This is a genomic window from Pseudarthrobacter sp. TE3704 (assembly GCF_056279405.1).
Genome location: NZ_JBWCCJ010000003.1, coordinates 13,932 through 38,864 on the forward strand (window position 1 = coordinate 13,932; position 24,933 = coordinate 38,864).

The 24,933-nt window shown below is 66.7% G+C and carries 22 protein-coding genes; 7 read left to right on the forward strand and 15 right to left on the reverse strand.

Annotation, left to right across the window (positions count from 1 at the left end; genetic code table 11):
* Positions 1–4: 4 nt before the first annotated feature.
* The 5 genes from nirB to ACZ9BC_RS07820 all read right to left on the reverse strand — a co-directional run bounded on the left by nirB (position 5) and on the right by ACZ9BC_RS07820 (position 5,585).
* Complete coding sequence (gene nirB / locus ACZ9BC_RS07800; RefSeq protein WP_476245430.1) at positions 5–2,521, reverse strand: nitrite reductase large subunit NirB; 2,517 nt, start codon at positions 2,519–2,521, stop codon at positions 5–7.
* Complete coding sequence (locus ACZ9BC_RS07805) at positions 2,521–2,868, reverse strand: molybdopterin oxidoreductase (RefSeq protein ID WP_476245431.1); 348 nt, start codon at positions 2,866–2,868, stop codon at positions 2,521–2,523. The genes nirB and ACZ9BC_RS07805 overlap by 1 nt, the downstream gene beginning before the upstream one ends.
* A gap of 121 nt (positions 2,869–2,989) precedes the next feature.
* Positions 2,990–3,853, reverse strand: a complete 864-nt coding sequence (locus tag ACZ9BC_RS07810) for a metal ABC transporter permease (protein WP_476245432.1) — start codon at positions 3,851–3,853, stop codon at positions 2,990–2,992.
* On the reverse strand, positions 3,853–4,614 hold the full coding sequence (locus ACZ9BC_RS07815) for a metal ABC transporter ATP-binding protein (protein ID WP_476245433.1): 762 nt from the start codon (positions 4,612–4,614) through the stop codon (positions 3,853–3,855). The genes ACZ9BC_RS07810 and ACZ9BC_RS07815 overlap by 1 nt, the downstream gene beginning before the upstream one ends.
* Positions 4,611–5,585 (reverse strand): metal ABC transporter substrate-binding protein, encoded by a 975-nt coding sequence (locus ACZ9BC_RS07820; RefSeq protein WP_476245434.1) that lies wholly within the window; start codon positions 5,583–5,585, stop codon positions 4,611–4,613. The genes ACZ9BC_RS07815 and ACZ9BC_RS07820 overlap by 4 nt, the downstream gene beginning before the upstream one ends.
* A 163-nt stretch (positions 5,586–5,748) precedes the next feature.
* Between ACZ9BC_RS07820 and ACZ9BC_RS07825 the strand changes: the two genes are divergently transcribed.
* The 5 genes from ACZ9BC_RS07825 to ACZ9BC_RS07845 all read left to right on the forward strand — a co-directional run bounded on the left by ACZ9BC_RS07825 (position 5,749) and on the right by ACZ9BC_RS07845 (position 10,151).
* Complete coding sequence (locus ACZ9BC_RS07825; RefSeq protein ID WP_476245435.1) at positions 5,749–6,510, forward strand: lysostaphin resistance A-like protein; 762 nt, start codon at positions 5,749–5,751, stop codon at positions 6,508–6,510.
* Positions 6,511–6,582: 72 nt separating this feature from the next.
* Positions 6,583–7,023, forward strand: a complete 441-nt coding sequence (locus ACZ9BC_RS07830) for a VOC family protein (RefSeq protein ID WP_476245436.1) — start codon at positions 6,583–6,585, stop codon at positions 7,021–7,023.
* A 22-nt stretch (positions 7,024–7,045) separates the two neighbouring features.
* Entirely contained in the window at positions 7,046–7,999 is a 954-nt protein-coding gene (locus ACZ9BC_RS07835; RefSeq protein WP_476245437.1) for a 1,4-dihydroxy-2-naphthoyl-CoA synthase, read from the forward strand.
* A gap of 13 nt (positions 8,000–8,012) precedes the next feature.
* A complete protein-coding gene (locus ACZ9BC_RS07840; RefSeq protein ID WP_476245438.1) occupies positions 8,013–9,194 on the forward strand; it encodes an AMP-binding protein in 1,182 nt (393 codons plus the stop codon).
* 75 nt (positions 9,195–9,269) lie between these two features.
* Positions 9,270–10,151: a 1,4-dihydroxy-2-naphthoate polyprenyltransferase gene (locus ACZ9BC_RS07845; protein ID WP_079597494.1), complete on the forward strand. Its 882-nt coding sequence runs from the start codon at positions 9,270–9,272 to the stop codon at positions 10,149–10,151.
* Positions 10,152–10,173: 22 nt separating this feature from the next.
* Here the strand turns inward: ACZ9BC_RS07845 and ACZ9BC_RS07850 are convergent, their stop codons facing one another.
* Positions 10,174–10,488 (reverse strand): DUF4229 domain-containing protein, encoded by a 315-nt coding sequence (locus ACZ9BC_RS07850; RefSeq protein ID WP_476245439.1) that lies wholly within the window; start codon positions 10,486–10,488, stop codon positions 10,174–10,176.
* Between the two features lie 62 nt (positions 10,489–10,550).
* On the opposite strand from ACZ9BC_RS07850, the gene ACZ9BC_RS07855 reads away from it, so the two are divergent.
* Together ACZ9BC_RS07855 and ACZ9BC_RS07860 are read left to right on the forward strand one after the other, a co-directional pair.
* Positions 10,551–10,943: a PLD nuclease N-terminal domain-containing protein gene (locus ACZ9BC_RS07855; RefSeq protein ID WP_476245440.1), complete on the forward strand. Its 393-nt coding sequence runs from the start codon at positions 10,551–10,553 to the stop codon at positions 10,941–10,943.
* A 5-nt stretch (positions 10,944–10,948) separates the two neighbouring features.
* Positions 10,949–11,611, forward strand: a complete 663-nt coding sequence (locus ACZ9BC_RS07860; protein ID WP_476245441.1) for a hypothetical protein — start codon at positions 10,949–10,951, stop codon at positions 11,609–11,611.
* On the opposite strand, the gene ACZ9BC_RS07865 is transcribed toward ACZ9BC_RS07860, so the two are convergent.
* The 9 genes from ACZ9BC_RS07865 to ACZ9BC_RS07905 all read right to left on the reverse strand — a co-directional run bounded on the left by ACZ9BC_RS07865 (position 11,608) and on the right by ACZ9BC_RS07905 (position 24,832).
* On the reverse strand, positions 11,608–13,101 hold the full coding sequence (locus ACZ9BC_RS07865) for a dynamin family protein (protein ID WP_476245442.1): 1,494 nt from the start codon (positions 13,099–13,101) through the stop codon (positions 11,608–11,610). The genes ACZ9BC_RS07860 and ACZ9BC_RS07865 overlap by 4 nt on opposite strands.
* A complete protein-coding gene (locus ACZ9BC_RS07870; RefSeq protein WP_476245443.1) occupies positions 13,101–14,984 on the reverse strand; it encodes a dynamin family protein in 1,884 nt (627 codons plus the stop codon). The genes ACZ9BC_RS07865 and ACZ9BC_RS07870 overlap by 1 nt, the downstream gene beginning before the upstream one ends.
* A gap of 106 nt (positions 14,985–15,090) precedes the next feature.
* Positions 15,091–16,257, reverse strand: a complete 1,167-nt coding sequence (locus ACZ9BC_RS07875; protein WP_476245444.1) for an IniB N-terminal domain-containing protein — start codon at positions 16,255–16,257, stop codon at positions 15,091–15,093.
* A 165-nt stretch (positions 16,258–16,422) separates the two neighbouring features.
* Entirely contained in the window at positions 16,423–18,480 is a 2,058-nt protein-coding gene (locus ACZ9BC_RS07880) for a LuxR C-terminal-related transcriptional regulator (RefSeq protein WP_476245445.1), read from the reverse strand.
* 16 nt (positions 18,481–18,496) lie between these two features.
* Positions 18,497–20,569 (reverse strand): Hsp70 family protein, encoded by a 2,073-nt coding sequence (locus tag ACZ9BC_RS07885; protein WP_476245446.1) that lies wholly within the window; start codon positions 20,567–20,569, stop codon positions 18,497–18,499.
* Between the two features lie 152 nt (positions 20,570–20,721).
* Positions 20,722–21,801: a c-type cytochrome biogenesis protein CcsB gene (ccsB, locus tag ACZ9BC_RS07890; protein ID WP_476245447.1), complete on the reverse strand. Its 1,080-nt coding sequence runs from the start codon at positions 21,799–21,801 to the stop codon at positions 20,722–20,724.
* A complete protein-coding gene (resB, locus tag ACZ9BC_RS07895; protein ID WP_476245448.1) occupies positions 21,801–23,522 on the reverse strand; it encodes a cytochrome c biogenesis protein ResB in 1,722 nt (573 codons plus the stop codon). The genes ccsB and resB overlap by 1 nt, the downstream gene beginning before the upstream one ends.
* Positions 23,522–24,277 carry a cytochrome c biogenesis CcdA family protein gene (locus ACZ9BC_RS07900; protein WP_079597504.1) on the reverse strand — a complete coding sequence of 252 codons (756 nt, stop codon included), beginning with the start codon at positions 24,275–24,277 and terminating at the stop codon, positions 23,522–23,524. The genes resB and ACZ9BC_RS07900 overlap by 1 nt, the downstream gene beginning before the upstream one ends.
* A 15-nt stretch (positions 24,278–24,292) precedes the next feature.
* Positions 24,293–24,832, reverse strand: coding sequence for a TlpA family protein disulfide reductase (locus tag ACZ9BC_RS07905; protein WP_079597606.1), 540 nt, complete (start codon positions 24,830–24,832; stop codon positions 24,293–24,295).
* Positions 24,833–24,933 lie beyond the last annotated feature (101 nt).

Genomic DNA, 24,933 nt, shown 5'->3' on the forward strand with positions numbered 1-24,933 from the left:
CCGCTCACCGGACCGGAACCTGCGGCAGGACCGTCAGCGGCAGCGAGGTGCGGAACTGGCCGGGCGTCAGCGGGTCATCGCGCTCCCGCCACGGATCCACGTAGCTGTCCACGGAGGCCTGCATTGCGGCGTCCAGTCCGGCTGCAAGGCCTTCCGCATCCTGCACGATCACGGCGCGAAGGTGCTCGATGCCCACCCGCGGCACAAACGCGTACGTCCGCTCCAGCCAGTTGGCGCGCTCGCGGTAGTACTGCATGAACCGTCCGGTAAGGACCTGGACCTCTTCCGGGCTGTCCACGGTGGCCAGCAGGTCCCCCTTGCGGATGTGGGCTCCGGCCGCTCCCCCTACGTAGATTTCCCAGCGGCCGCCCTCCACGGCCACCACGCCCACGTCCTTAACCAGGGATTCGGCGCAGTTCCGCGGGCAGCCGGACACCGCCAGCTTCAGTTTGGCCGGTGACTCCAGGCCCTGGAAGCGGGACTCGATCTCGATGCCGAGCTTTGTGGAATCCCCTGTGCCGTAACGGCAGAAGTCCTGGCCCACGCAGGTTTTGACGGTACGGAAGCTCTTGCCGTACGCGTAACCGGAGGGCATGTCCAGGTCCGCCCACACCTGCGGCAGGTCTTCCTTCCGGATTCCCAGCAGGTCGATCCGCTGCCCGCCGGTCAGCTTGATCAGCGGAACGTTGTGCTTCTCGGCCACGTCAGCAATCCGGCGGAGCTGCTGGACGCTCGTCACTCCGCCCTTCATCTGCGGCACCACGGAGAACGTGCCGTCACGCTGGATGTTCGCGTGCACCCGGTCGTTGATGAACCGGGCGTCGCGTTCGTCGATGTACTGGTCCGCCAGCATCATCTTCAGCAGGGACGCCAGGCCCATCTTGGATTTGGCGTCCTCGGCGCTGCCGGGAGCCAGTGCCTGGAACACCTGGGAGACCGACCGGAGCCCGCGTTTCCGGATCTCGGCCATCAGGGCCGGCTTGTCCAGCGCGATACCCGGGACGTAGTAGCTGGCGGCCGGGTCTTCCTCCACTGCTCCGCCGGCCGCCCATTCCACCACCTGCTGCACCAGCAGCTTGCAGGACCCGCAGCCCTTCCCGGCACGGGTGGCATCCATCGCTCCGGCCACGGTGGTGCACCCGCCCCGTACGGCTCCGGCGAGCGCCTTCTTGCTGACGCCGTTGCAGTTGCAGACCTGCGCGTCGTCGTCGAGCTCTGCCACTCCCACGTCTTCCCCGGGGGTGCCGAGATCGAACATCAGGCTCAGCCGTTCCTCCGGCAGCGGCAGCCCCCGGTCGAAGGCCTGGGTCAGGTAGGCCACCTTGCGGCTGTCGCCCAGGAGTGTGGCGCCCACCATTTTGTTGTCGCGGACCACGATGGATTTGAAGACCCCGCGGCTGGGCTCGGAGAAAACAATGTGTTCGTCGGTGTCCAGTTCGGGCCCGTGCAGGCCCATGGAGGCCACTTCCACGCCGGCCACCTTCAGCTTGGTGGCTGTCCGGGAGCCGAGGTACGCGGCACTGGTGTCGGCACCGGTGACGTGGTTCGCCAGAACCACGGCCTGTTCCCAGAGCGGTGCCACCAGGCCATACACCTCGCCCCGGTGCTGGACGCACTCCCCCACCGCGTAGATGTCGTCCTCGTCCTGGACCCGGAGCTGGTCGTCCACCACGATGGCGCGTTCCACCGGCAGCCCGCTGAGCACCGCCAGGTCCACGTTGGGCCGGATTCCGGCGGCCACCACCACCATGTCGCAGGCGATGTCGGGCTTATCCCGAAGCCTCACCCCGGTCACCCTGTCGGTTCCCAGCACAGCCGTGGTGCGGCTGCCCGTGTGCACCCCGATGCCAAGGGCCTCCACGCTCCTGCGGAGCACCGCGCCGCCGTCGGGCCCCATCTGCGCACTCATTAGGTGGCCGCCGGAATGGACCACCTCCACATCGATCCCGTGGCTGCGCAGGCCGTACGCGGCCTCAAGCCCCAGCAGTCCGCCGCCGATCACGACGGCCCGGCGGTGGTGGTCCTCCTTCGCGTGGGCCACCATTTTGCGGGTGTCGTCGATGGTGCGGAACCCGAACACCCCGGGTTTGACTGATCCGGCCGGCGTATGGAGCCCGCCCATCGGCGGCATGTGCGAACGGCTGCCCGTGGCGATGATGAGAGTGTCGTATGGCGTCACCCGGCCGTCGCTGGAAAAGATGTGCTTCGTAAAGCGGTCGATCCGCTCCACCCGCACCCCGGCGTGCAGGTCGATGCCATTGTCCCGGTACCAGGGAAGGGAGTTGAGGAAAATGTCGGCGTCGGACTCCTCGCCGGAGAGGACGTGGCTGAGCATGATCCGGTTGTAGTTTCCGTAGGGCTCGTCGCCGAACATGGTGATGCTGAACTGGTCCGCGCCGCCCCGGGCCAGTATCTCCTCCACCGCCCGGGCTCCTGCCATCCCGTTGCCAATGACCACGAGGCGCCGGCGGGGATCCCTGCCGGTTTTCCGTGCCCGGGGACTGTCCAGGACGCTGGTCATCAGTGTTCCACCATGCCCAAGTCGATCACCACGGAACCATGGACACCTTCCGGCGCCGCCACATACAGCTCGATGACGGACCCGCCCTCGATGTCCTCCACCACCCGGAGCGGAACGTGCACCTCGCTCTTGGCGCCGATGGGAAAGTACCGCATGGGAACGCCGTTGCGCAGGAGCACCACGGCAATCAGCTCCGCACTGGAGTTGCCGCCGCGGAAGTAGAGCGTCTGGTTGACGACGCCGTCGGGGACGTAATGCGAGAGCTCACTGTGGATGGGCACGGGCTTTTCCATCCCCACGCCCTGGAAATGGTAGATGCCCTGCAGGAAAAGGTTCTTGGTGAGCACGGGGCGGGATCCTTTCGGCCGGCAAACAACTGGCACAGCCCATCCTGCGCCGCCGATGTTTCCGCACGCCGGTTCCCCGGTAAAGATCCCTTAACGCAAACCTCACCGTCTGACTGGGCTGCTAAGCCGCTGCGACAGCGCGTCTCCGCCGGGCCTTGGCCATGCGGGTCCCGATCAGGCCCTGCCGGGGGCTGAACAGGTAGACGAGCGCGAACACCACACCCTGCGTCAGCACCACCATGGCGCCCGAGGCCGTGTCCAGGTAGTAGCTGATGTAGATGCCGGCGATGGAGCACACGGCCGACACCGTGGGTGCGATGACCAGCATCCGCGAGAACCGGTCCGTCAATAGGTAGGCCGTGGCACCGGGAATGATGAGCATGGCCACCACCAGCACCACTCCCACGGTCTGCAGCGCCACCACCGATGTAAGGGCGAGCAGGCCGAGCAGCAGCGCTCCGAGCCGTTTCGGGGAAAGCCCAATGGCGTGCGCATGTGTGGGGTCGAAGGCGTAGAGGGTGAGGTCCCGCCGCTTCAGGATCAGGATGGCGAACGCCACCACACCCAGGACCAGCACCTGGATGAGGTCCGGGACGCTGACGCCCAGCAGGTTGCCAAAAATGATGTGGTTGAGGTCCGTCTGGCTGGGCGTGACCGAGATCAGCACCAGCCCCAGCGCGAACAGCGAGGAAAACACGATGCCGATGGCGGCGTCCTCCTTCACCCTGCTGGTGTTCCGGACCACCCCGATCAGGGTCACCGCAATGAGGGCAAAGACCAGGGCCCCCAGTGCGAAGGGGGCGCCCACGATGTACGCCAGTACGACGCCGGGAAGCACCGCGTGTGAGACGGCGTCACCCATGAGGGACCAGCCGATCAGGACGAGCCAGCAGCTGAGCACGGCACAGACGACGGCGGCGAGCGCGGTGGTGACGATGGCCCGCACCATGAAGTCGTAGCTCAGCGGTTCAAGGAGCAGTTCCATCAGACGGCCCGCTTCCTGTCGGCAGGCACGTCACGGTTCAGCACGTCCAGGCCGAAGGCCATGGCCAGGTTTTCCGGCTGCAGGACCAGTTCCGGCGGCCCGTGCATGAGGACCCGGTGCATCAGCAGGACGGCTTCGTCGCACAGCTGGGGCAGGGCGTGCAGGTCGTGGGTGGACACCAGGATGGTGCAGCCGTCGGCGGCGAGCTCGCGCAGGAGCCGGGTGATGGTGGCTTCGGAACGCTTGTCCACGCCGGCGAAGGGTTCGTCCAGCAGCATGGTGGTGGCTCCCTGCGCGATCCCCCGGGCCACGAACGCACGTTTCTTCTGGCCGCCGGACAGCTGGCCGATCTGCCGCCCGGCATACTCCCCGAGCTCCACCCGGTCCAGTGCTTCGTCCACGGCTGCGCGGTCCGCCTTGGAGGCGCGGCGGGTGAAGCCCTGGTGGCCGTACCTGCCCATCATCACCACGTCCCGGACGGACAGCGGAAACTGCCAGTCCACGTCCTCGCTCTGCGGCACGTAGCCGATGCCGCCTTCCCGGCGCGTCCGCGAAGGCGACTGTCCGTTAATGCGGACGGTGCCGGCGTCGGGCCTGATCATTCCCATGATCACCTTGAACAGGGTGGATTTGCCGGAGCCGTTCATGCCCACCAGCCCGCAGATCCGCGCCGGGTCCAAGGACAGGGATGCGGCATCGAGGGCCAGTACCTCGCCGTAGTGCACAGTGACGTTGTCCACCAGGATGGCCGGGGTGGTCATGACCCCGCTCCGGTCAGCGCCTTGGTGATGACCTCCGCGTCGTGGCGGATCAGGTCCAGGTAGGTGGGCACGGGGCCGTCCGCTTCAGACAGCGAATCGACGTAGAGCGTGCCGCCGAATTTGGTGCCGGTGGCGCCGACCACCTGCTGCATGGGGGCGTCGGAGACGGTGGATTCGCAGAAGACGGCAGGCACGTTGTTCGCCTTGACGTATTCGATGGCGCGGGTGATCTGCTGCGGCGTGGCCTGCTGCTCGGCATTGACTGCCCAGATGTAGAGCTCGTTCAGGCCGGCGTCGCGGGCCAGGTAGGAGAAAGCCCCTTCGCAGGTGACCAGGGCGCGCTGGTTTTCCGGAACACCGGCAAGGCTGGACGTCATCTGGTCCTGCACAGCCTGCAGCTCGGCTTTGTAGGCCTCACCGTTGGCCTTGAAGGTTTCGGCATTGTCCGGATCCAGGTCGGAGAATGCCTTCACCATGTTGTCCACGTACACCTTGACGTTCAGCGGCGACATCCAGGCGTGCGGGTTGGGTTTGCCCTGGTAGGCGTCCTCGCTGATGGACATGGGCTCCACGCCCTCGCTGACCACGGCATGGGGCACGTCCAGGCCCTCCACGAACTGGCCAAACCAGGCTTCCAGGTTCAGGCCATTGTCCAGGATCAGGTCCGCCTTGGACGCCTTCCGGATGTCTCCCGGAGTCGGTTCGTAGCCGTGGATCTCGGCGCCGGCCTTGGTGATGGACTCCACGGTGAGCTTGTCCCCCGCAACGTTGCGGGCGACGTCGGCCAATACCGTGAAGGTGGTCAGGACTACCTTCTTGCCATCGTCGCCGTTGCCCTCAGCCCCGCCTCCGCAGGCAGTCAAAAGGAGGGAAAGCACGACGGCGGCAACGGCTGCGGCGCGGAAGCGCACCGTCCGCGCGGCGCTGGTCCGGGCGGCTACTTTGGCGCACCGAAACATAGATTTAGGCATACCGAATATTCTAGGCGAAGCACGTTTTCTTGACCAACGTCCCGCGCATCATTCGCGTCATCCCGTCACACGACCAACCCTGCCCAACTAGGTAGCACCAACTGTCGTTATGAGGCCCCATAACGACAGTTAGTGCTACCTGGTTGGGAGGCTAGGCTGAAGTATGGCCACCGTCCACCGCGTACCGCCCGCACCGCAGCCACACCTTTACCGCTTCTCGCCCCTGGATTTCGCCACGCTGGCGATGTACGTGGCAATCGCCGGGTTCTTCACCGTGGCCGGGAACCTCCTGGCACCCTTCCTGCGGCAGGTGGCCCCGAGTCCGGCGGCTGCGTCCTACGCCGTGAACCTGCTCTTCTACGGCTCGGTGGGCATCCTGGCGCTGCTCGCCGCGCGCCGGGTCATGGCCCGCGACCTGAAGGTCCTCGCCACCCGGCCGTGGTTCACGTTGATGATGGTGCCCGCAGCGGTGGTGGCCATGCTGATCCTGACGGCCATCGTGGTGGCGATCGGCGGCGAGGTGCAGACGTCGGAAAACCAGGCCGGACTGCAGGAACTGATGCAGCAGGTCCCGGCCTGGCTGATGGTGCCGGTGGTGGTGGTGGTTGGCCCATTCGTGGAGGAGTACATCTTCCGGCACCTGCTCATCGGCAAGCTCAGCCGGCGCATCAACATCTGGGTGTGCTGCGCCCTGTCCGTCGTCCTGTTCGCAAGTATCCATATTGCGGGACAGGAAGCTATCACGCTGAACGCACTGCTCCCATACCTTGCCATGGGTGCAACCCTGGTGTTCGTCTACGTTTGGACCGGCAGGAACCTGATGTTCTCCTACTTTGTCCACGCCGCCAAGAACCTGCTGGCCGTCGTCTTCATCTACGCCATCCCGCCGGAACTCTTCGAGCAGATCCAGCAAGTGCCCGCCTAAAGAAGGCAACGGCGGGACCCACATTGCTTCCGCACCCTATCGCCGGAGCACCTGCCGCCGTACCTTGGGTGGATGGGACTGAACATCCAGATTGTCATCGACTGCAAGAAGCCGCATGAGCTTGCCGACTGGTGGGCCGAAACCCTGCAGTGGGCGGTGGAGCCGCAGGACGCCACGTTTATCCGCTCCATGATCGACCAGGGCTTCGCCACCGAGGACCAGACCATGACGCACCGGGGAAACCTGGTGTGGCGGGACGGTGCCGCCATCCGGCCGCCCGAGGAAATCGAGGCGAAAGCCCCGGCCCGGCGCCTCCTGTTCCAGACCGGTGAGGACGAAAAGGTGGTCAAGAACCGGGTGCACTGGGACGTGAACCTGGCGGGCCGGGACAAGGACGAGGTCCGCAGCGAGCTGGAAGCGAGGGGCGCCTCCTTCCTCTGGACGGCCAACCAGGGCCCGCATTCCTGGCACACCATGGCCGACCCCGAGGGGAACGAGTTCTGCATCAGCTGAGCCCGATTACTAGACTTGGACGGTGAGCAACCAAATCCCCACCCCGGTGTCCGACGTCTTCGATCCCACCCGCTGGCGCGTGGTGTCCGGGTTCGAGGACTTCCAGGACATGACCTACCACCGCCAGGTGGAGCGCGACGCCGACGGCTCCTGGGTGCGTGACCTGCCCACCGTGCGGATCGCGTTCAACCGGCCGGAGGTCCGCAATGCGTTCCGGCCGGGCACGGTGGATGAGCTCTACCGGGCCATGGACCACGCCCGCATGACCCCGGACGTTGCCACTGTGCTGCTCACCGGCAACGGCCCCTCCCCCAAGGACGGCGGCCACTCGTTCTGCTCCGGCGGCGACCAGCGGATCCGCGGCCGGGACGGCTACCGCTATGCCGACGGCGAGACGCAGGAAACCATTGACCCCGCCCGCGCCGGCCGGCTTCACATCCTGGAAGTCCAGCGGCTCATGCGCACCATGCCCAAGGTGGTCATCGCCGTCGTCAACGGCTGGGCTGCCGGCGGCGGCCACTCCCTGCACGTGGTCTCCGACCTCACCATCGCCTCCCGTGAACACGGCAAGTTCAAGCAGACCGACGCCACCGTGGGCAGTTTCGACGCCGGCTACGGCTCGGCGCTGCTGGCCCGGCAGATCGGGCAGAAGGCTGCACGGGAGATCTTCTTCCTGGCCCGCGAATATTCCGCGGAGGACATGGTCCGGATGGGCGCAGTCAACGAGGCCGTGGACCATGAGCGCCTCGAGGAGGTGGCCCTGGAGTACGCCGCCGATATCGCCCGGCAGTCGCCCCAGGCCATCCGGATGCTGAAGTTTGCCTTCAACCTCGCCGACGACGGCCTGGCCGGCCAGCAGGTGTTCGCCGGCGAGGCCACCCGTTTGGCGTACATGACCGACGAGGCGGTGGAGGGCAAGGAGGCCTTCCTGCAAAAACGCGACCCCGACTGGTCCAGCTTCCCGCACTACTTCTAAGGCAGGAACGGCATTGAATAGCGGCCCCCTCAACATCGAACCGGCCCTGAAAGCCCTCGCGGCCGCCCTCCACGGCGAGGGCCCCGCCGTCGAACTCTCCATCGGCGCGGACGGCGCCCTGGTGGTGGGCCACATTGAAACGCCCGGCTGCGACGACGCCGTGGCCGTGGTCCGCACCTCCGGTTCCACCGGATCACCCAAGGCAACCGTCCTGACCGTGGAGTCGCTGGCCGCGTCCTCCATGGCCACGGCACTGGCGCTCAAGGGCGAAGGGCAGTGGCTGCTGGCGTTGCCCGTGCAATACGTCGCCGGGATCCAGGTCCTGGTCCGCTCCCTGTTCGCCGGCACCCGCCCCTGGGTCATGGACATGTCCGGCGGATTCACCCCCGAGGCCTTCACAGCCGCGGCACTGGAACTGACGGACAAGATCCGCTTCACCTCCCTGGTCCCCACCCAGCTGCAGCGGCTCCTCGACGATCCTTCCCCGGAGACGCTGGCTGTGCTCCGCCGCTTCAACGCCGTCCTGCTGGGCGGCGCCCCGGCACCGGACTCCCTGTTGGCAGCAGCCCGGGACGCCGGCGTGCGCGTGGTCACCACCTACGGTTCCGCCGAATCCTCCGGCGGCTGCGTCTACAACGGCTACCCGCTGGAGGGAGTCTCGGTCCGCGTGGACGGGGACGGCAGGATCCTGCTGGGCGGCGACACCATCGCCGCGGGCTACCTGGAAGCCCCGGACCAGGAAACCGGCACCTTCTTCGAGGAGGACGGCGTGCGCTGGTACCGCACCAGCGATCTGGGCAGCATCGACGACGACGGCCGCCTCAACGTGCTGGGCAGGCTGGACGACGTGATCATCACCGGCGGTGTGAAGGTTTCCGCCGCCCACATCCAGGAAGAGCTGGAAAAGTCCGACGCCGTCGCGGCGGCTTTTGTAGCCGGGGTGCCGTCAGCGGAGTGGGGCCAGGCCGTGGCGGCCTACGTGGCGCTGGCGGGCGAAGGCGCCGCGCAGTCCGGCGGCGGTCCGGGCGCAAGCGGGGACCACGCCGTCGTGCTTGAACAGGAGTGGCGCCGCGCGTTGGGGATGCTGGCCCCCAAAACCGTCCTGGCCGCGTCCTCGCTGCGGATGCTGCCCAACGGGAAACCCGACCGGCTGGCCATGACCGCCGAACTCAGCGCCCTGCACCAGGGAAAGTAGAGTGGACGTGCACCATTGCGGCGGGCGCGTGCTTTTCGCCCCGTCGAACTCCCGAACCAACATGAGGTACTGACCGTGGCCACAGCCGCACAATGGATCCAAGGCGCACGACTCCGAACACTGCCGGCTGCGATTGCGCCGGTGCTGATCGGCTCTGCCGCCGCCTACGAGATGGATTCGTTCCTTCTGTTCAACGCCATCCTGGCAGCGCTGGTGGCCCTCCTGCTCCAGGTGGGCGTGAACTTCGCCAACGACTACTCGGACGGCATCCGCGGGACGGACGACGACCGCGTGGGGCCGCTGCGCCTCGTCGGTTCGGGGGCGGCCAAACCGGAGCACGTCAAAAGGGCCGCGTTCGGCACGTTCGCCGCGGCCATGGTGTTCGGGCTGGTCCTGGTGGTCATCACCCAGAGCTGGTGGCTGATCCTGGTGGGACTGGGCTGCGTCATGGCGGCCTGGGGCTACACGGGCGGCAAGAACCCTTACGGCTACATGGGCCTGGGCGACGTTTTCGTGTTCGTGTTCTTCGGGCTGGTGGCCACCCTGGGCACCACCTACACCCAGGCGGGACAGATCAACCTGCCCGCCATCATCGGCGCCATCGGCACCGGGCTGATCGCCACCGCCCTGCTCATGGCCAACAACGTGCGGGATATCCCCACGGACATGCAGGTGGGCAAGAAGACGCTGGCGGTACGGCTGGGCGACAAGCACGCACGGGAAAGCTACGTGCTGATGCTGGCCCTGGCCATCCTGCTGGTGATCATCCTGGCTCCGGGCCGGCCGTGGATGCTGATCGTGCTGCTGCTGATTCCGGCCTGCCTGATGCCTTCGTGGCTGATGATCAACGGCCGCAAGCGCAAGAGCCTCATCCCGGTGCTCAAGCAGACCGGCCTGATCAACCTCGGCTACAGCGTGTTGTTCTCACTGGGCCTGGTGCTCGGCCACGGGTTCTAGGGCTTTGCGTTAGCCGCTTCGGTCAGCCGCGCGCCCTGGGGTCCTTGGCGTCGTTGCTGATGGCGACGTCGGGGTTAGCGTCCAGCAGGGAGTCCTCAGCGTGGGCGTCCTGTACTTCGCCGGCTGAGCGGAGCGGCTTGGCCTTGCCGGAGAACCGGTGGTGCAGGGCGGCGGCTGCCGCGTCCCGCTGCTTCTGGAAAAAGAGGTAGCTGACGGCAAAGGCAATGAGTGCTGCGCAGATGACGGACATCAGCACGCCCAGCTGCAGGAGGGTGAAAAGCACGAACAACGGCACGAAGAGTGCCAGGCGGATCAGGGAATATTTCAAAAAGGCCACATTCAAGTTTAGCGGCCTCCCGCCCGAGGTTCCGTGGGCCTCCTGACGATAGACTTAATGGCATGCTCCTCCGTGTGGCTTTGGCCGTGGCAGTCCTCGTCATCTTTGTGTATGGCCTCGTGGACGTGATCCGGACCGATGGCCGCCTCACGCGTGGGATCTCAAAGCCCGCGTGGATTGTGGTCATGATCGTCCTGCCCGTGCTGGGCGCCATCCTGTGGCTGCTCATCGGGCGGCCGCGCGGGACATCCCCGCAGCAGCAGAATTATCGCCATCCCGCGGCTCCGGATGATGATCCTGACTTCCTCCGCAACCTCGAGGTCCGGCGCCGCCAGGAGGCCGAGGCCGCCAGGCTGAAGAAACTCGAGGAAGATCTGGATGCCAAGGCCAAGGACGGCGACGGCGGGAAAGACAAGCACGAAACTGACGAGCACGATACCGACGGACTGAAGTAGGACGCATGGCTCACGAATCTGACGGACAAGAACGGCTGCGGACCGACCCCTCCGGGACCGCCTCCCCGCCAGACGGGCCAAGCCCTACCCAATCAGATTCCCCAGCCAGCCAGCCGGTACCGCCGCCGCCCACGCAGCACGCGCCGCCGCCCCGGCCCGGTTTCTCGTATTCCGCCCCGGCACCGATCGCCGTAATCCCCCCTGCGCCCGGAACCATCCGGCACGGCAGGACCCTGTGGCTTGTCAGCTTCGTAGCAGGGCTCGCCGTACTGGTGGGCTCCTTCCTCACCCGCGACGGCCATCTGGAGCGCCTTCGCAGTGTGGTGGAGGAGATGGCTCCCGGCGGTGACGCCGAGGCTGTCACGACGGCCACCGGCATCGTCTTCTGGGGAAGCGGCGGCGCACTCCTGCTGGTGATGCTCCTGGAGGCCGTCATGCTGGGCGTAGTGCTGGGCCGCCAGGGCTGGGCCCGGTGGGCCCTGGTCCCGCTGCTGGCCGGCCATGCCCTGGTCATGCTGGTGGCCACCGCGTTCCTGGTTCCCGACGGCGAGGGCGGCAGCTACGTCATGCTGCTCTGGGGCGCCGAGCTGCTCCTGGCCCTGATCGGGCTGGTGCTGTTCTTCCTGCCCTCATCCGGCGCCTGGCTAAAGTCGAGCCGGCCCGCTTAGGCCAGCTGGCGGTGGCGCTGACGGGCGGAGGATTCCGCCAGGATGCCCTCGCAGCTGCGGATGACCACGCGGCAGGCGTCAAGGGCTGACCTGTCCGTCAGCGGGTTTTCGGCCACGGCGCGCCACCGCAGCAGGAAGCGGCGCGCCTCATCGGACAGTTCGTCCGGCGTGGCGTCCGCATCCAGCCCCAGGCGCACGTGGGATGCGGCGCCCCACCCCCCAATCAGGCCCTCGGCCTCGTTCGCCAGCTCGGAGCTCAGCGGCACGCCGGTGGTCCGGAGCGTTGCAAGCAGCCGCAGTTCCCGGAACTCGTGGGCGTTTGCCTGCAGCCGTTCCAAGGCGGCAGCCAGATGCTCCGTTCCCGGGCGGGGTGAGGTGCGCAGCAGGGATTCCACGCCCACCAGCGCGGTCCGTGCCTTCAGCGCCTCGGCGCGGGCCTGGAACTGGCGGCCCAGCAGGTCCAGCAAGGGATCCAGGCCGCTGCGCCGGGCGAGCTCGTGCGCCAGCGGTGTTGGTTCGTCGAAGCCGTTCCGGATCAGGACCACGGCCAGCCGGATGCCGAACAGCCCGTACCTGGCCAGCAGGGAAGCCCTTGCTTCCGCCGTGAGCGTCTCCGGGCTCGTGGACCGGAGAAACCTGTCGGCCGAGAGCAGCATCTTTTCCCGGTCTGCGCGGTCCAGTCCGGCCAGCTGTTGAAGCGACACAAAATCCTGCTGGCGCATGGCCCGGGCGCTCTGGGCGAGGAGCCCTGCCACCGGGACAACCCCCAATGCCAGTTTCCGCAGGTTATGGTCCCGCCGGTACCTTTCGGCGATCTCGCCTGCGGACAACAGCGAATCAATCCGGCCGGCGCCCACCTCGTCGGCCCTGGACAGCACGGCGAGTGCGTTGACCGTGCCGGAGCGGCCCGCTTCCGTGTCCCGGAAGGATTCGAGGAAACGCAGGTCGGATGCGTGCATGTGGCGCATCAAGTAGATGACGGCATCCGCCTCCGATGGGGTGTCCTCGGGCGTGAGAAAGCTGGTGGACCGGGCGGATACATCCTCGGACAGTGAGGCGATGCCGGGGGTGTCGATCAGGGTCATGGTCTGCAGCATCGGTGACGGCCACTCCACATCCAGCCGGTCCACGTCCTCGGCCTGCACATCCCCCAGCACGAATACCAGCCGGCCGTCCACGCGTTTGAGCGGCAGGTTCCGTGGTTCGCCTGCCTTCGGATACAGCGTGATCCGGGGCGTGTGGCCGTGGCGGTACCAGGTGACAATGCGGGTGCATTCCCCGGTGTCCGTGGGGGCTATCTCCTCGCCGATGATCGCGTTCAGCAGCGTGGACTTTCCGGCTTTCACCATGCCTGCGATGGCAATCCGCAGCGGCTCTGCCAACCTCCTGGCATAACCCCGGAGCACGGCGGCTGCTGCGTCGTCATCCCCGTAGGCCTTCAATGCCTCCTGGACCAGGCCGGCGGCTCCGGAAACGGTTGCGGCAGTCATCAGACCGCCACCGACGACAGTTTCCTGCTGCCGGCCACTTCGGCCGCAACAACTTCCGCTGCCCGGTGGAGCGCGTCCACCTTCTTCAGCTCCGCCTTGATTTCCCGGATCCGGACGTCCTTCTTCAGGGCATAGGTGGTGGCTGCCTTTTGCGCCACTGTCACCGAGTCCGTCAGGGAACGGTGGTGTTCCTCCGCGATTTCGGTGAAGTGGTCGCGGATGGAACGCTGGACCAGCCGCAGCCGGTCCTTCAGCTGCTTGCCTACCTGGAAGGTGACGTCGTCGATCTGGCGCCTGACCAGGGCCTTGGCTTCGCCCTGCCGGCGCTTGAGACGGGCTTCCTTGTCCTCCCGGTATGCCTTGCGGCCCAACAGCAGGCCGGCGCCCACGGAGAGCGGGTTGATCAGCGCCATGCCGAAAATGCCGGTGAGGAGGCCGAACATCAGCACGCCGCCGTAGGATCCGCGCATGCCGATCAGTACCTTCTGCATCGGGTTGATGCGTCCATCCTCCATGCCCGGCATCGCGTCCACGGGGTCCAGCGCGTCACCGGAGTCGGACACCCGCATCACCGGCAGCGACACTTCGTCGGCTGCGAAGTGTTCAGCCACCTGGGCTGCCAGCCACTGGGCCCGCTCGTTGGTCCAGACGAAGGTGTCGGAGATTGCGGCGGCCGCGCATTCCTCCAGCCACTTTGAAAACTCGTTCCAGCTGGGGCCCGGGTCACCCTGGTCGATGGCGGTCTCGGCTTCCCGCTGGATGCGGCGGAGGCGGTCCCTGAGGTCGTACTCCATGTCCGCAATGAGGTCGCTGATGCCGTCGTTGAGGGTGATCTGCCAGCGTGCGGACCGTTTCCGGAGGTCGTCGGCTTCGGCGCGGGCCAATTCCAGCTGCGCGATCATCTGGGGCGTACCGGCGGGGTTTTCCAGCGCCTCCAGCTCGGTCTGCAGGGAGAGGCGCAGGTTCTCGGTGACGGACAGCAGATCCTGGCTGACGGAGCGCCGCTGAAGGCGCTGCGCGTTACCCACGATCTCGTTCCGGAGGTGGCTGATCAGCCCGGGAAAGCCGGATTCGTTATTCAGCTCGTTGTCCTGCAGGCGTGCGGCCTCAAGGCGGAGGTCCGACGAGACCGGGAACAGCGGAATATCGGGAGCTACCTTGCTCAGATGGACCCGGTCCGTCTCCTCCACCCGCCTCCAGTCCGGGTACAGGTCGATTTTGGACAGGACACCCACAACGCTGGGGGTGATGCGCATGGCCTGCCGGAGGAAGCGCAGTTCCGGTTCGGTGTACTCCTGGGAGGCGTCGGAAACCAGGAGCATGGCATCGGCGGTGGGCAACGCCGTAAGGGTGGTGAGGGTGTGGGAGGAGCCCATGCCCCCAACACCGGGCGAGTCGATGACGGTGAGCCCGCCGGTGAGGACCTTGCGGGGAAGGTAGACCTCGGCGGCGACGAGCTTTTTGCTGTTCCCGGGGTTGCCCTGCTCGGAAACGTAGGCCGGGAGGTCGGCCATTGGGATCTGCTGGCGTTCAACGGTGCCTTCGTCCCCGGCATCCCCATCGGCTTTCGGGACCAGGATGGCCGCCGAGGCCGGATCACCGTAGCGGACCACGGTGGGGACCGATGTGGCAATGTCGTCGTCTACGGGGCACGCCGGGGCGTTGACCAGGGCATTGATGAGCTTGCTTTTGCCTTGCTTGAATTCACCCACCACGATGACGCGGATGCTGGGATCCTTGAGCCGTCCCATGGTCTGGTCCAGGCGCTTGCGGAGGTCTGCCCTGTCGCCCGTGCCAACCAGTGTGAGTCCATGCTCCACCAGTCTGACCAGTTGCCCGGCGGTGGCCGGTGTTGTGGGTTTTGCCGGTCCTGCTTCTGCCACAGCGTTTCCTTTTGCGTTGAGCCCCGAATTGGAACGTGGGATGGGTTGGGAAGAGCCCGGCAGGAGGCGGGTGCCTCCTGCCGGGCTTTTCCTGTCCGGACTGCTGCTAGCCTGCCGTGGCCTCGGCGTCGTCCGCGGCGAGTGCGAGGTTGTTGTCCTCCACGTTCACATCGGTGTTGACCGAGTTGTCCTCAGTGAACTCGAGCTCGTTGTCGGCGACAACAACGTTGTCCTCGACGACGACCGGGTTGAAGGAGTCCTCGACAACGACATCGGTGGTCTCGGAGTTGTCGTTGAAGGAATCTTCCAGTTCCACGTCGACCTCGGTGGAGTTGTCCTGGAAGGAGTCCTCGATGTCGACTTCGGTCGTCTCGGAGTTGTCCGTGTTGAAGGAATCCTCGAGCTCGACGTCAACCTCGGTGTTCGTCGAGTTGTCGTTGAACGAATCCTCAACCTCGACCTCGGTGTTGGTGGAGTTGTCCGAGTTGTCGTTGAACGAATCCTCGACGTCGACCTCCAGGTCGTTGTTGGTGGAGTTGTCCGAGTTGTCGTTGAACGAGTCGTCGATGTCGGCATCGATGTCAACGTCGGTGTTGAAGGAGTCCTCGATGTCGGTCTCTTCGTTGCCGATGTTGACGTCGCCGCCGGCGCGGATGGAGTTGTCCGTGGAGTTATCCGTGGAGTTGTCCGTGTTGTAGGAATCCTCGATGTTGTTGGAGTCCTCGACGTCGGCGTCGTCGCCGGCTGCAATGGCACGGTCGCCGGAAGCAACCACGGAGTCGTTGTCGAACCACTGCTCAACGTCACCGTCGGCCCAGATGTTCTGGTTCACGGACTGGTCCGTGATGGTGTCGCGGTCATCCACCGTGGAGGTGTAGGAGTAGTTGTTCACAACGTGGTGCAGCTGCTGGACTGCGTGGGCGTGGTCGTCGCCGCCGTGGTTGTTGCCGCCGCCGTTGTTGCCCCCGCCGTGTCCGCCGCCATGGTGGCCTCCACCATGGTTGCCGCCACCGGTGCTGCCGCCGCCGCCGTTGTCGTCAGTGCGGGCGCTGTTGCCACCGGTGTTGTACTCCCGGTCGAAGCGGGAAGCGTTGACGGTGACCGGAGCGTAGTCCAGGACTACCGGCATTGCGGCGTCGACGTCTGCCGAGCAGACCTTGCCAAGTCCGTGGTCTTCAAGGACCTTCTCCGGGTCATCCAGGAAGTCCTGGGCGGCCTGGCGGTCTCCGAAGAGGTTCATAAGGAACTGGACGAGATCGTTTGCGAGTGTCATTTGAAGGTCCCCTGCTTTTCTATGAGTTGCGGTTCGCCCGGCGTCGCTGCTGGGCATGAATCAAACGTATGGGCCGGGGGTAGGACCGGGCATCGGGCCGGTTCCCCCTACCGGCAGTCCCCCCTGTGGGGAACCGCCGGGCCCCCGATTAGGGGCATTAGGGGCTTACTCCTGAGGGGGATTTTCTGAGTTCAGGGCAAGGCGCAGCCGGGCCAGCAGGTCCGAGCGGTTTTCCGCACCCAGGCGGCGGCGCATCCGGGCTATGTGGTGTTCCGCAGTCCTCGGGGAGATGTAGATGGCCTCGCCGATCTCCCGGTATGTCTTGCCCTCAAGCACCAGCCGGGCAACCTCTTTTTCCCGTTCGCTGAGCCCTGAACCGTCCGGTTGCATTCCGTTGCCGGTTTCAGCGGTGGGGGCATTGCGCGTCTCGCCGGAACCCGAGGTTCCGTTGCCCGTGGACGTTCCCTGTGGATGGAGGTCCCGGGCGCAGGACAGCAGGCGCACCATGTCCTTGCGCTCATCCGCCCGGGCAGCCGCGTGCCCCGCCAGCCTGGCACCTTCCCAGGGCATCCCCACCCTGCCGAGGCCGCGCGCGGCGGCCTCGACGTCGGCGGGCTGGAACCTGCCGGCCAGCACCGAAACCCATGCCTTGCCCGCGGTAGCCAGCACGGCTGCCAGGTGGCTGTGGTGCGCGGCACGGGCCAATGCTGCGGCATGAGGTGCAAGATCCGCGGGGCTTTCACTGAGCAGGGCGGCCTGGGCAGCTGCCCAGTGGAAAGGCACCGCCCACAGGGGCGGGTTGCCGAGGCGCTCCAGGAGCTGCTTTGCCTCGTCCAGGTAATGCGCCACCCGCCGGGTTTCCCGTAGCCGGGCTGCCGTGATCATCAGCTCACCCCACGGCAGCAGGCTGTAGAGGTCCACGGACGTGTGCAGCATCGCTTCGCGGGCGCGTTCCCACGCCACGATAAGTTCGGGAATTTCGCCGTTCCGCCGGGCGAGGCCCACTTCCAGCGCCGCCCGCAGGAACTCGTCCCGGGGAACCAGGGGCCAATGATTGGCCTTGGAAGCCTCGTTGATGGACAGCCGCGCGTCCTCGAGCTTGTCCTGCTGCATCGCGGACCATGCCTGGAGCAGGTGGAGCCGCGGCTTCGCAGCATTTCCGCCCTGGCCGGCGGCAGTGGCTGCCCGGCAGACAGTCTCGGCGAGATGCGGCTCTCCGCTGTGCAGCGCCGCAAGGGCAGCCAGGGCTGCCGGGGTATCGGGAAGCGGAAGGGCTGCACCTGCCGCGTTCAGCATGTCCGACGCGTGGATCAGGACGGGCAGCGCCTGGTGCGGATCGCCGGCCAGTGACTCGAGGATTCCCTTGCCGGTTTCCGTCATTGCGGCGGCCAGGAGGGTGGGCGATGCCGGGGGTGCGTCAGCTGTGAACACCGCATCGGCTCCCGGCCGGTTGCCGCAGCCCACCATGGCTACGGCGGCCAACGGCGCCGACGGGCCCAGCCGGGAGGCGCCCAGCCAGCTGAAGGCGTCCGCACCGCGTGCCAGCATGCCGCGCTGCGCCCAGACGGCGGCGGCTACATTCACGCCGCGGCGCACGTCCGGCGGATCGTCCTGCACCAGGAGGGTGTCGATGATCCGGGTGGCTGCGTCCAGGTCCCCGTCCCCGGCGGCGGCCTGGGCGCGCCGCGCGGCCGTGGCTATTTCGTCGGCTCCTGCCAGCAGGGCTTCGTCGTAGAGCTGGCAGGCCAGGCCGGGATCGTGCTCCAGGGCCTTGTCCGCCGCATGCTCCAGCTCCGCCGCCACGCGCTGGTCCGCCAAGCCCCCGCGGGCCAGTTCGCGGGCGAAGTCGCCCAGCGGCTGGCGGTCCGTGACGTACACCGTGACGAGTTCCCGCTGGAGCGCATGGACTTTCGTGGTGGGTGCCACGGTGAGCAGGGCGTGCTGGGCCGGTCCCACCACGGTGCCGTCGGGTGTCAGCAGGCCTGCCTTTTCGGCCCGTTCGACCAGCGCAGCGAGGCTTTCCACCACGCCGCCGTCAATCTTTCGCTGCAGGTCCGCGGGCAGCGGTCCCGGCAGGGCAAAGCCCACTGACAACGCCAGCAGCAGCTCGCGGACTGCGGCGTTCTCACCCTTGAGCTGCCGGGCCATGAGCTCTGCAGCGTGGGGTGACTGCCCCGGATGGTTCAGTTCCGCATGAAGGAAGGCCGGCTCTTGCGCGCGCATCTGGTGACCCACCATGCTAAACCGCCGGTTCAGTCGCAGTAGTCGGCGCCGGCTCCACAGCAGTTACTGTCGGCGCCGGTTCGGCGGGTGGTGGTGGAGCAACCGTTTCTGATGGCGCCGGCTCCACGGGAACCGGATCACTCGGCGGGGGGTCCGACGGCAAGGGATCGACCGGAGTGGGGTCGACGGGTGTCGGATCCACTGGAGTGGGATCGACCGGCACCGGATCCACTGGCGTGGGGTCAACCGGAGCCGGGTCAACCGGAGCGGGGTCTACAGGGGTTGGGTCCACGGTGGGATCCGGAACCGGCGCGCTGGTGCCGGGAACAGCAGGATCAGTGGTTCCAGTACCCAGCGTGGGGGTGCCGTTGGGCTCGGTGGTGCCGCCCGGCGTCGTACTTCCGGTCCCTGGTGCAGTGCCCGCGGCACCCGAATCCGCTGCTGCACTGCCCGTGGATCCTCCGCCGGCTGCGGCCTTGTCCGCAGGTGTGCCCGCCGACGGCCGGCTGGTGGGCGAGGCTGCCACGTCAAGGCCGGCCTTTTGGGCGGGGGCAGCCTTGTTCACGCCGGCTTCGATGCCTGCCAGCGGTGCTGAGCCATCCCCTGGAGCACCCGCGGCCGGTCCCCCGGCACCGTTCCCGCCACCTCCGGAACCTCCTGCTCCGGGTTCCGGGGCGGCACCGGCTTCGGGGACGAACATGGACGTGAGGCTGGTGAAGCCTTCCGGGCTTTGGGCTGCGGTGGCGGTAAGGACAGTAAAGAGGGCAGCGGCGGCCGCAATGGCGGTGAGCCGCACCGTGGGCTTCGGAGCATGTGCTCCGCCATGGTGCCCGTGTCCCGGACCGTGGCCCGCTGCCGGGGCGGCGGCCGCCTTGCGGGACCAGCTGGCCAACCGTACGGGCGCGTGCCCATCTTCCGTTGCGTCTTCACCGGAGGAAGGCGCGACGGCAGCTCCGTCGGCTTCCGCGGCGGCCTCACCGGCAGCAGCGGCTGCGGGAGCAGCTTCGGGCTGTGCCAGCACCGCGGACACGGCAGCGCCCAGGCAGATGGAGGACTTGGGATCGGCGTCCACGGCGATGGGCCGGTCAAGCTGCTCCGAGATCAGCTGCGCCACCAGGGGAATGCGCGAGGATCCGCCGATGAGCAGCACGGCGGTCAGGTCCGACGGCTCGAGCTCAAGCTGTGCCAGGGATTGTTCCAGGGCGTCAACGGTGTCCCGGATGGGTTCTTCGATGAGCTCTTCGAATTCGGAACGGACCAGGCGGATCTGCTGCTGGATGCCGGGGAGGAGCACGGAAATGCTGGCTTCGCTGTCCGAGGAGAGGGCTTCCTTGGCTTCCACGCACTCCCGCCGCAGCCGGGTCAGCGCTGCGAGAACGCCCGGCTCGGCGGTGTCGAGGCCGGCCAGGGCGCCGCCGGTGTTTTCAGCGACGTAACGGAACACGGCAGCGTCGAAGTCGGCGCCGCCCAGGTTTTCAATCCCTTCCGGGCGCCCCAGGAGTTCAAAGTGGTTGGTGCCGGCTTTGCGCAGCACAGCGGTATCGAAGGTTCCGCCGCCCAGGTCGTAGACGGCGATGGTGCTGCCGTCCTCCACCCGCACCTGGGATGCGTAATGCAGGGCGGCGGCTTCCGGCTCGGTCAGCAGGGTGACATTCCCAAGGCCTTTCGCGGCCAGGGCGTCGCTGATGACGGAGGTCCGGTGGCTGCCCCATGCGGCGGGGTGGGTCAGGATGATTTCCGACGGCGGTGCGCCCTCGCGCTCGGCCGCCCGGTCAGCCACCCAGCGGGCCATGGTGGCGAAGACGTCCTCGGGAGGAAGGGACAGCGTGCCAACGGAGATGGGCACGGCATCGCCAACCCGGCGTTTGAACTCCCGGACGACGCGCCCGGGGGAATCGAGCCCGCGGCGTTCCGCGGCCTCCCCCACCAGGATGGGGCCCTCTTCCGGGTAGTACACCACGGAAGGCACAGCTGACCCGCGAAGGCCCAGCGGCAGGCTCTCCGGGACTGGTGTAACTCCTTGGTGAAAGCGGACAACGGCAGCAGCCGTAAAACTTGTCCCGACATCGATGGCGAGAACGTAACTCATGGAAACCCCAGGAAAAACTTGCGTTTCGCCAGCAACTTCATTACGGGCGAACCTCACCAACGTAGCACCACCCGGGGACCGGGAACACCCCCATTGCTACATCGATTTGTTATTTACCTTAGGTCCATCAGGCTTTCACATGAAAGCCCTGCTCAGAGGCCTGAGTAGGAGTGAAGACCGTTGAAGAACTGGTTCACGATGGTGAAGTTGAAGATGACACACAGGTAGCCGACGATCGAAAGCCAGGCCGCGCGGGTGCCCGTCCAGCCGCGGGTTGCCCGGGCGTGCAGATAGCCGGCGTAAACCACCCAGATCACGAACGTCCAGACTTCCTTGGTATCCCAGCCCCAGAACCGGCCCCAGGCCTTCTCAGCCCAGATGGCGCCGAACATCAGCGTGAAGGTCCAGCCGATGAAGGCAATCGCATTAATGCGGTAGGAGAGGTTCTCCAGGCTGAGCGCGGACGGCACCAGGCGCATGAAGCCGAGCATGTCCGCGCCTCCGGCCGCCACGGTCTTCTGGCGGTGGGACTGGACCAGCTGCAGGGCGGACATGGCGAAGGTCAGCGTGAACAGTGCCGATGAGAGCACGGCGATGGAGACGTGGATGATCAGCCAGTAGCTCTGCAGGGCGGGAACCAGGTGTCCCACCGGCGTCCAGTACGCCACGGAGGCGGCTACCAGCATGATGATGGCCAGGCCCACCACGAAAGTGCCCAGGAAGCGGAGGTCGCGGCGGATCAGCACCAGGAGGAATACTGCAATGGCAACGAAGGCGCCGGTGGTGAGGAACTCGTACATGTTGCCCCAGGGCACGCGTCCGGCGCCGAGGGCGCGGGTCACGACGCCGGCGCCATGGATGAGCGCACCCAGGACGGTCAGGGCCACCGCCACCCGTGCGGGAGCGCGGCGTTCCGCGGCGTACTTCATGTCGGCGTCGGCGGTGGCAGCTCCCCCGGCCGCTGCGGACTTCGCCGTGGACGACGACGGCCGTTCAGCCCGGTCCGCGGGCCCGGCAACGTAGGACTCGCTGCGCGCCCCCGTCCCCGCGGCTACGGGAACCTTGGTGGCCTCTTCGGCCTGCGCGGCTTTGAGGTCGATGACCCGCAGCGCTTTGCTGCTCTTGGCAAGGTCCCAGGCGAACGCGATGAAGGCGACGGTATATGTGCCTGCGGCCAGCAGCATAAAGAGCTCGCTGTACTGGCCCATGGTTTCGTTGATTCCAAACGGCATTACTGGTCCTTTTCGGGCCCTTGCGGGCCTGCTGGGGTTGGGGTGGGGGAAGATTTTGCAGCCTGGTCATCCGCCAGCTGCCACTCTTCGGAGAACAGCTTCCGCAGGGCGGCTGCCTCCGCGGCCAGGCGGTGGTCCTCACCACGGGCGAGGAGCCCGTATTCCACCATGGTGCGGCCGTCGTCGTGCGTGCCGGTGCGTACCCAGGCCCGGCGGCGGTTGACGTAGAGGGAGAGGATGAGACCGGCAACGGCGAGGAGCGCGAAGACCAGGGCGTAGAGCTGTCCGGGGTTGTGGTGGATGTCAACGCCGATGTAGCGCTTCACGCCGTCGAAGCTGATGGTGCCCTTGCCGTCCGGCAGGGTGTAGGAGGTGCCGGGGGCAAGGGTGATGCCGCCGGCGTCCAGGTTCCGGGCATTGAGCGGCGTCAGGTCCTGCACATCCAGTTCGAACACGTTCTGCGGGGCGCCGTCATTCAGGCCCAGGTCCCCGTAGTAGGAGTTGAGGGTCAGCTGCGGGTTGAACAGTTCGGGGTCCCCGCTGAAGGACACGCCGTCGTTGGACACGAAGGCCGTGGGCAGGAAGAAGCCGGCGAAGCCCAGCTGGTCCGGCTTGGCATCGGGAACCTTGATCACCACGGAGGAGTAGTAATTGTCCCCCTGCAGCTTGGCCACCACCGGGCCCTGCATGGCCACGTTTCCGTCGCCGTCGCGGATGGTCACCACGGGGGCGTAGCCGTTGCCGGTGAGGTAGATGCTGGTGCCGCCCAGGGTGATGGGATCGTTGACCTTCAGCGTTTCCTGCTTGGCCGGCGCGTCCGGGTTTTCCTTGGTGGTCACGGCAGCGGAGAAGTCGATGGGCTGGCCGAACTTGCCCTGGGACTCACGGTCGAACGTGATGTCGAACTTGTCCAGCTGGACCGAGTACGGCTGCAGCTGGCCCGACTGGAAATTGGTGCCGGGGTTGAACTGGTCGTAGCCCACCAGGGTGTTCACGAAGGTGTCGCCCTCCACCAGGATGCGCTGGCCGCTGTAGCCGAACAGTCCGCCGACGGCCACCGACACCAGCACGCCGATCAGCGACGTGTGGAAGACGAGGTTGCCCACTTCCTTCAGGAAGCCGCGTTCGGCGCCCAAAGACGGCCGCGCGCCGTCGTCGTCCCGTACTTCAACGCGGTAGCCGCGCTTCTTCAGCAGCCCGGCGGCGCTGTGGATGGCATCCGACGCCGGGATGCCGGCGCCGGCGGGAATCACCAGCGTGCCGTACTCGGGAAGGCGGGAGAGCCGCTTGGGAGTCCGCGGCGGCTGGGAGCGCATTGCCTTGTAGTGGGCGATGGCGCGGGGCACCACGCAGCCGATCAGGGAGATGAACAGCAGGAGGTAGATCGCTGAGAACCAGGCCGAGGAGTAGACGTCGTACAGCTGCAGGGAGTCCAGCAGCTTGCCGTAATCCGGGTTGTCCTTGATGTATTGCGTGACCACGGACGGGTTGGCCGGGCGCTGCGGGAACAGTGACCCCGGGACGGCAGCCACCGCGAGGAGCAGCAGCAGGAACAGGGCCGTCCGCATGCTGGTCAGCTGGGTCCACGCCCAGCGCAGCATTTCCTTCGGTCCCAGGGCCGGCAGCGCGGCGTCCGCCTTTGCCTCGGCCACTGTGGCGCCGGGCTCGTTTCCGCCGGCCGGTGCGGAAGACTTTTTCTTTACGTTCACACGCTCGCTCATCAGATTGGCAATTTCACGTCGGTTTGAAACCAGTACTGCAGCCCTGTCACCCAGGTTCCCCAGACGCCGCTGGCCATCAGCAGTCCTAGGACCACCAAGATGCCGCCGCCGGTGCGCTGGATGGCGAGGCGGTGCTTGCGGAAGAACGCCATCACGCCCATGCCCCGGCGCAGTGCCAGGGCGATCAGGAGGAACGGGATGCCCAGGCCCAGGCTGTAGACGAACGCCAGGAAGGCGCCCTTGGCGGCCGACGATCCGCCGGAGAGACTCAGCAGCTGGACAGCGGAGTAGGTGGGACCGATGCACGGAGCCCAGCCCAACCCGAAGGTCAGGCCCAGCAACGGCGCACCCCACAGGCCCGCCGGCGGCTTGGCATGGATTTTGGCGTCGCGCTGGAGCCAGCTGAAGCCGCCCATGAACACCACGCCCATGATGATCACCAGGATGCCCAGGAGCTGGGTGATCCAGGCGTTCTGCGAGCCGGTGATCAGGGTGCCGAGTTGTCCGAAGGCACCGCCCAGCAGCACGAAGATCACGGAGAAGCCCAGGACGAACAGTCCGATGCCCACCAGCATGCGGCCGCGTTTCTGCTTCTGCAGGTCCACGCCGCTCAGCCCGGTCACGTATCCCAGGTAGCCGGGAACGAGTGGCAGGACGCAGGGCGAGAGGAAGGAGACCAGTCCGGCGAGCAGGGCCACCGGGATGGCAAGCAGGAGCGAGCCGTTCAGGATGGCTTCGGCGAAGGGGCTGTTCACGGTCCGGGCCCGCCGCTACTCTGCCACGGCGGCAGCGATAAGGGCTTTTAGGGTGCCCTTCTGGATTTCACCGAGGACGCGGGAAGCCACGCGTCCCTGCTTGTCCAGGACCAGGGTGGTGGGAACTGCCCCGGGCGGCACCAGCCCGGACACGGACAGCAGGACGCCGCCGTCCTTGTCATCGAAGCTGGGGTAGGTCAGGTTGAAGGTCTTGTCGAAGGCCTCGGCGGTGGCTTTCTCGTCGCGGAGGTTGACGCCGAAGAACTGCACGCCCTGGTCCTTGAACTCCTGGTGGAGCTCCTCGAGGATGGGTGCCTCAACGCGGCAGGGCGCGCAGGCGGCGAACCAGAAGTTCAGCACGGTTACCTTGCCCTGGAAATCGGCAGGGGCCACCGTGGTGCCGTTGAACAGCGTGCCGCTGACCTGGACGGGGGACTTGCGGTCCGCCGCTGCGAACTCGGTGACCGATCCGTCGCCGGCCACATAGTTCTTGTTGTCCCCGGCTTTGGCCTGCTGCGCCAGGGCATCCTCCTGGGCGCAGCCCGAGAGTCCCATGGTGAGCGCGGTGAGGGCCACTCCGCCTGCAGCCAGGAGGCTGCGGCGGGAGCTGACGGGCCCCTGGCCGGCACGGGTATTCCTGAAATTACTGTCGGTCA

Coding starts and splice junctions, on each gene's coding strand:
- ccsB (WP_476245447.1), bottom strand. CDS start 21,801: ATGCCGTTTGGAATCAACGAAACCATGGGCCAGTACAGCGAGCTCTTT.
- ACZ9BC_RS07820 (WP_476245434.1), bottom strand. CDS start 5,585: ATGCCTAAATCTATGTTTCGGTGCGCCAAAGTAGCCGCCCGGACCAGC.
- ACZ9BC_RS07905 (WP_079597606.1), bottom strand. CDS start 24,832: ATGGGACTCTCGGGCTGCGCCCAGGAGGATGCCCTGGCGCAGCAGGCC.
- ACZ9BC_RS07875 (WP_476245444.1), bottom strand. CDS start 16,257: ATGACACTCGCAAACGATCTCGTCCAGTTCCTTATGAACCTCTTCGGA.
- resB (WP_476245448.1), bottom strand. CDS start 23,522: ATGAGCGAGCGTGTGAACGTAAAGAAAAAGTCTTCCGCACCGGCCGGC.
- ACZ9BC_RS07810 (WP_476245432.1), bottom strand. CDS start 3,853: ATGGAACTGCTCCTTGAACCGCTGAGCTACGACTTCATGGTGCGGGCC.
- ACZ9BC_RS07885 (WP_476245446.1), bottom strand. CDS start 20,569: ATGAGTTACGTTCTCGCCATCGATGTCGGGACAAGTTTTACGGCTGCT.
- ACZ9BC_RS07865 (WP_476245442.1), bottom strand. CDS start 13,101: ATGACTGCCGCAACCGTTTCCGGAGCCGCCGGCCTGGTCCAGGAGGCA.
- nirB (WP_476245430.1), bottom strand. CDS start 2,521: ATGACCAGCGTCCTGGACAGTCCCCGGGCACGGAAAACCGGCAGGGAT.
- ACZ9BC_RS07855 (WP_476245440.1), top strand. CDS start 10,551: ATGCTCCTCCGTGTGGCTTTGGCCGTGGCAGTCCTCGTCATCTTTGTG.
- ACZ9BC_RS07830 (WP_476245436.1), top strand. CDS start 6,583: ATGGGACTGAACATCCAGATTGTCATCGACTGCAAGAAGCCGCATGAG.
- ACZ9BC_RS07825 (WP_476245435.1), top strand. CDS start 5,749: ATGGCCACCGTCCACCGCGTACCGCCCGCACCGCAGCCACACCTTTAC.
- ACZ9BC_RS07860 (WP_476245441.1), top strand. CDS start 10,949: ATGGCTCACGAATCTGACGGACAAGAACGGCTGCGGACCGACCCCTCC.
- ACZ9BC_RS07815 (WP_476245433.1), bottom strand. CDS start 4,614: ATGACCACCCCGGCCATCCTGGTGGACAACGTCACTGTGCACTACGGC.
- ACZ9BC_RS07880 (WP_476245445.1), bottom strand. CDS start 18,480: ATGCGCGCGCAAGAGCCGGCCTTCCTTCATGCGGAACTGAACCATCCG.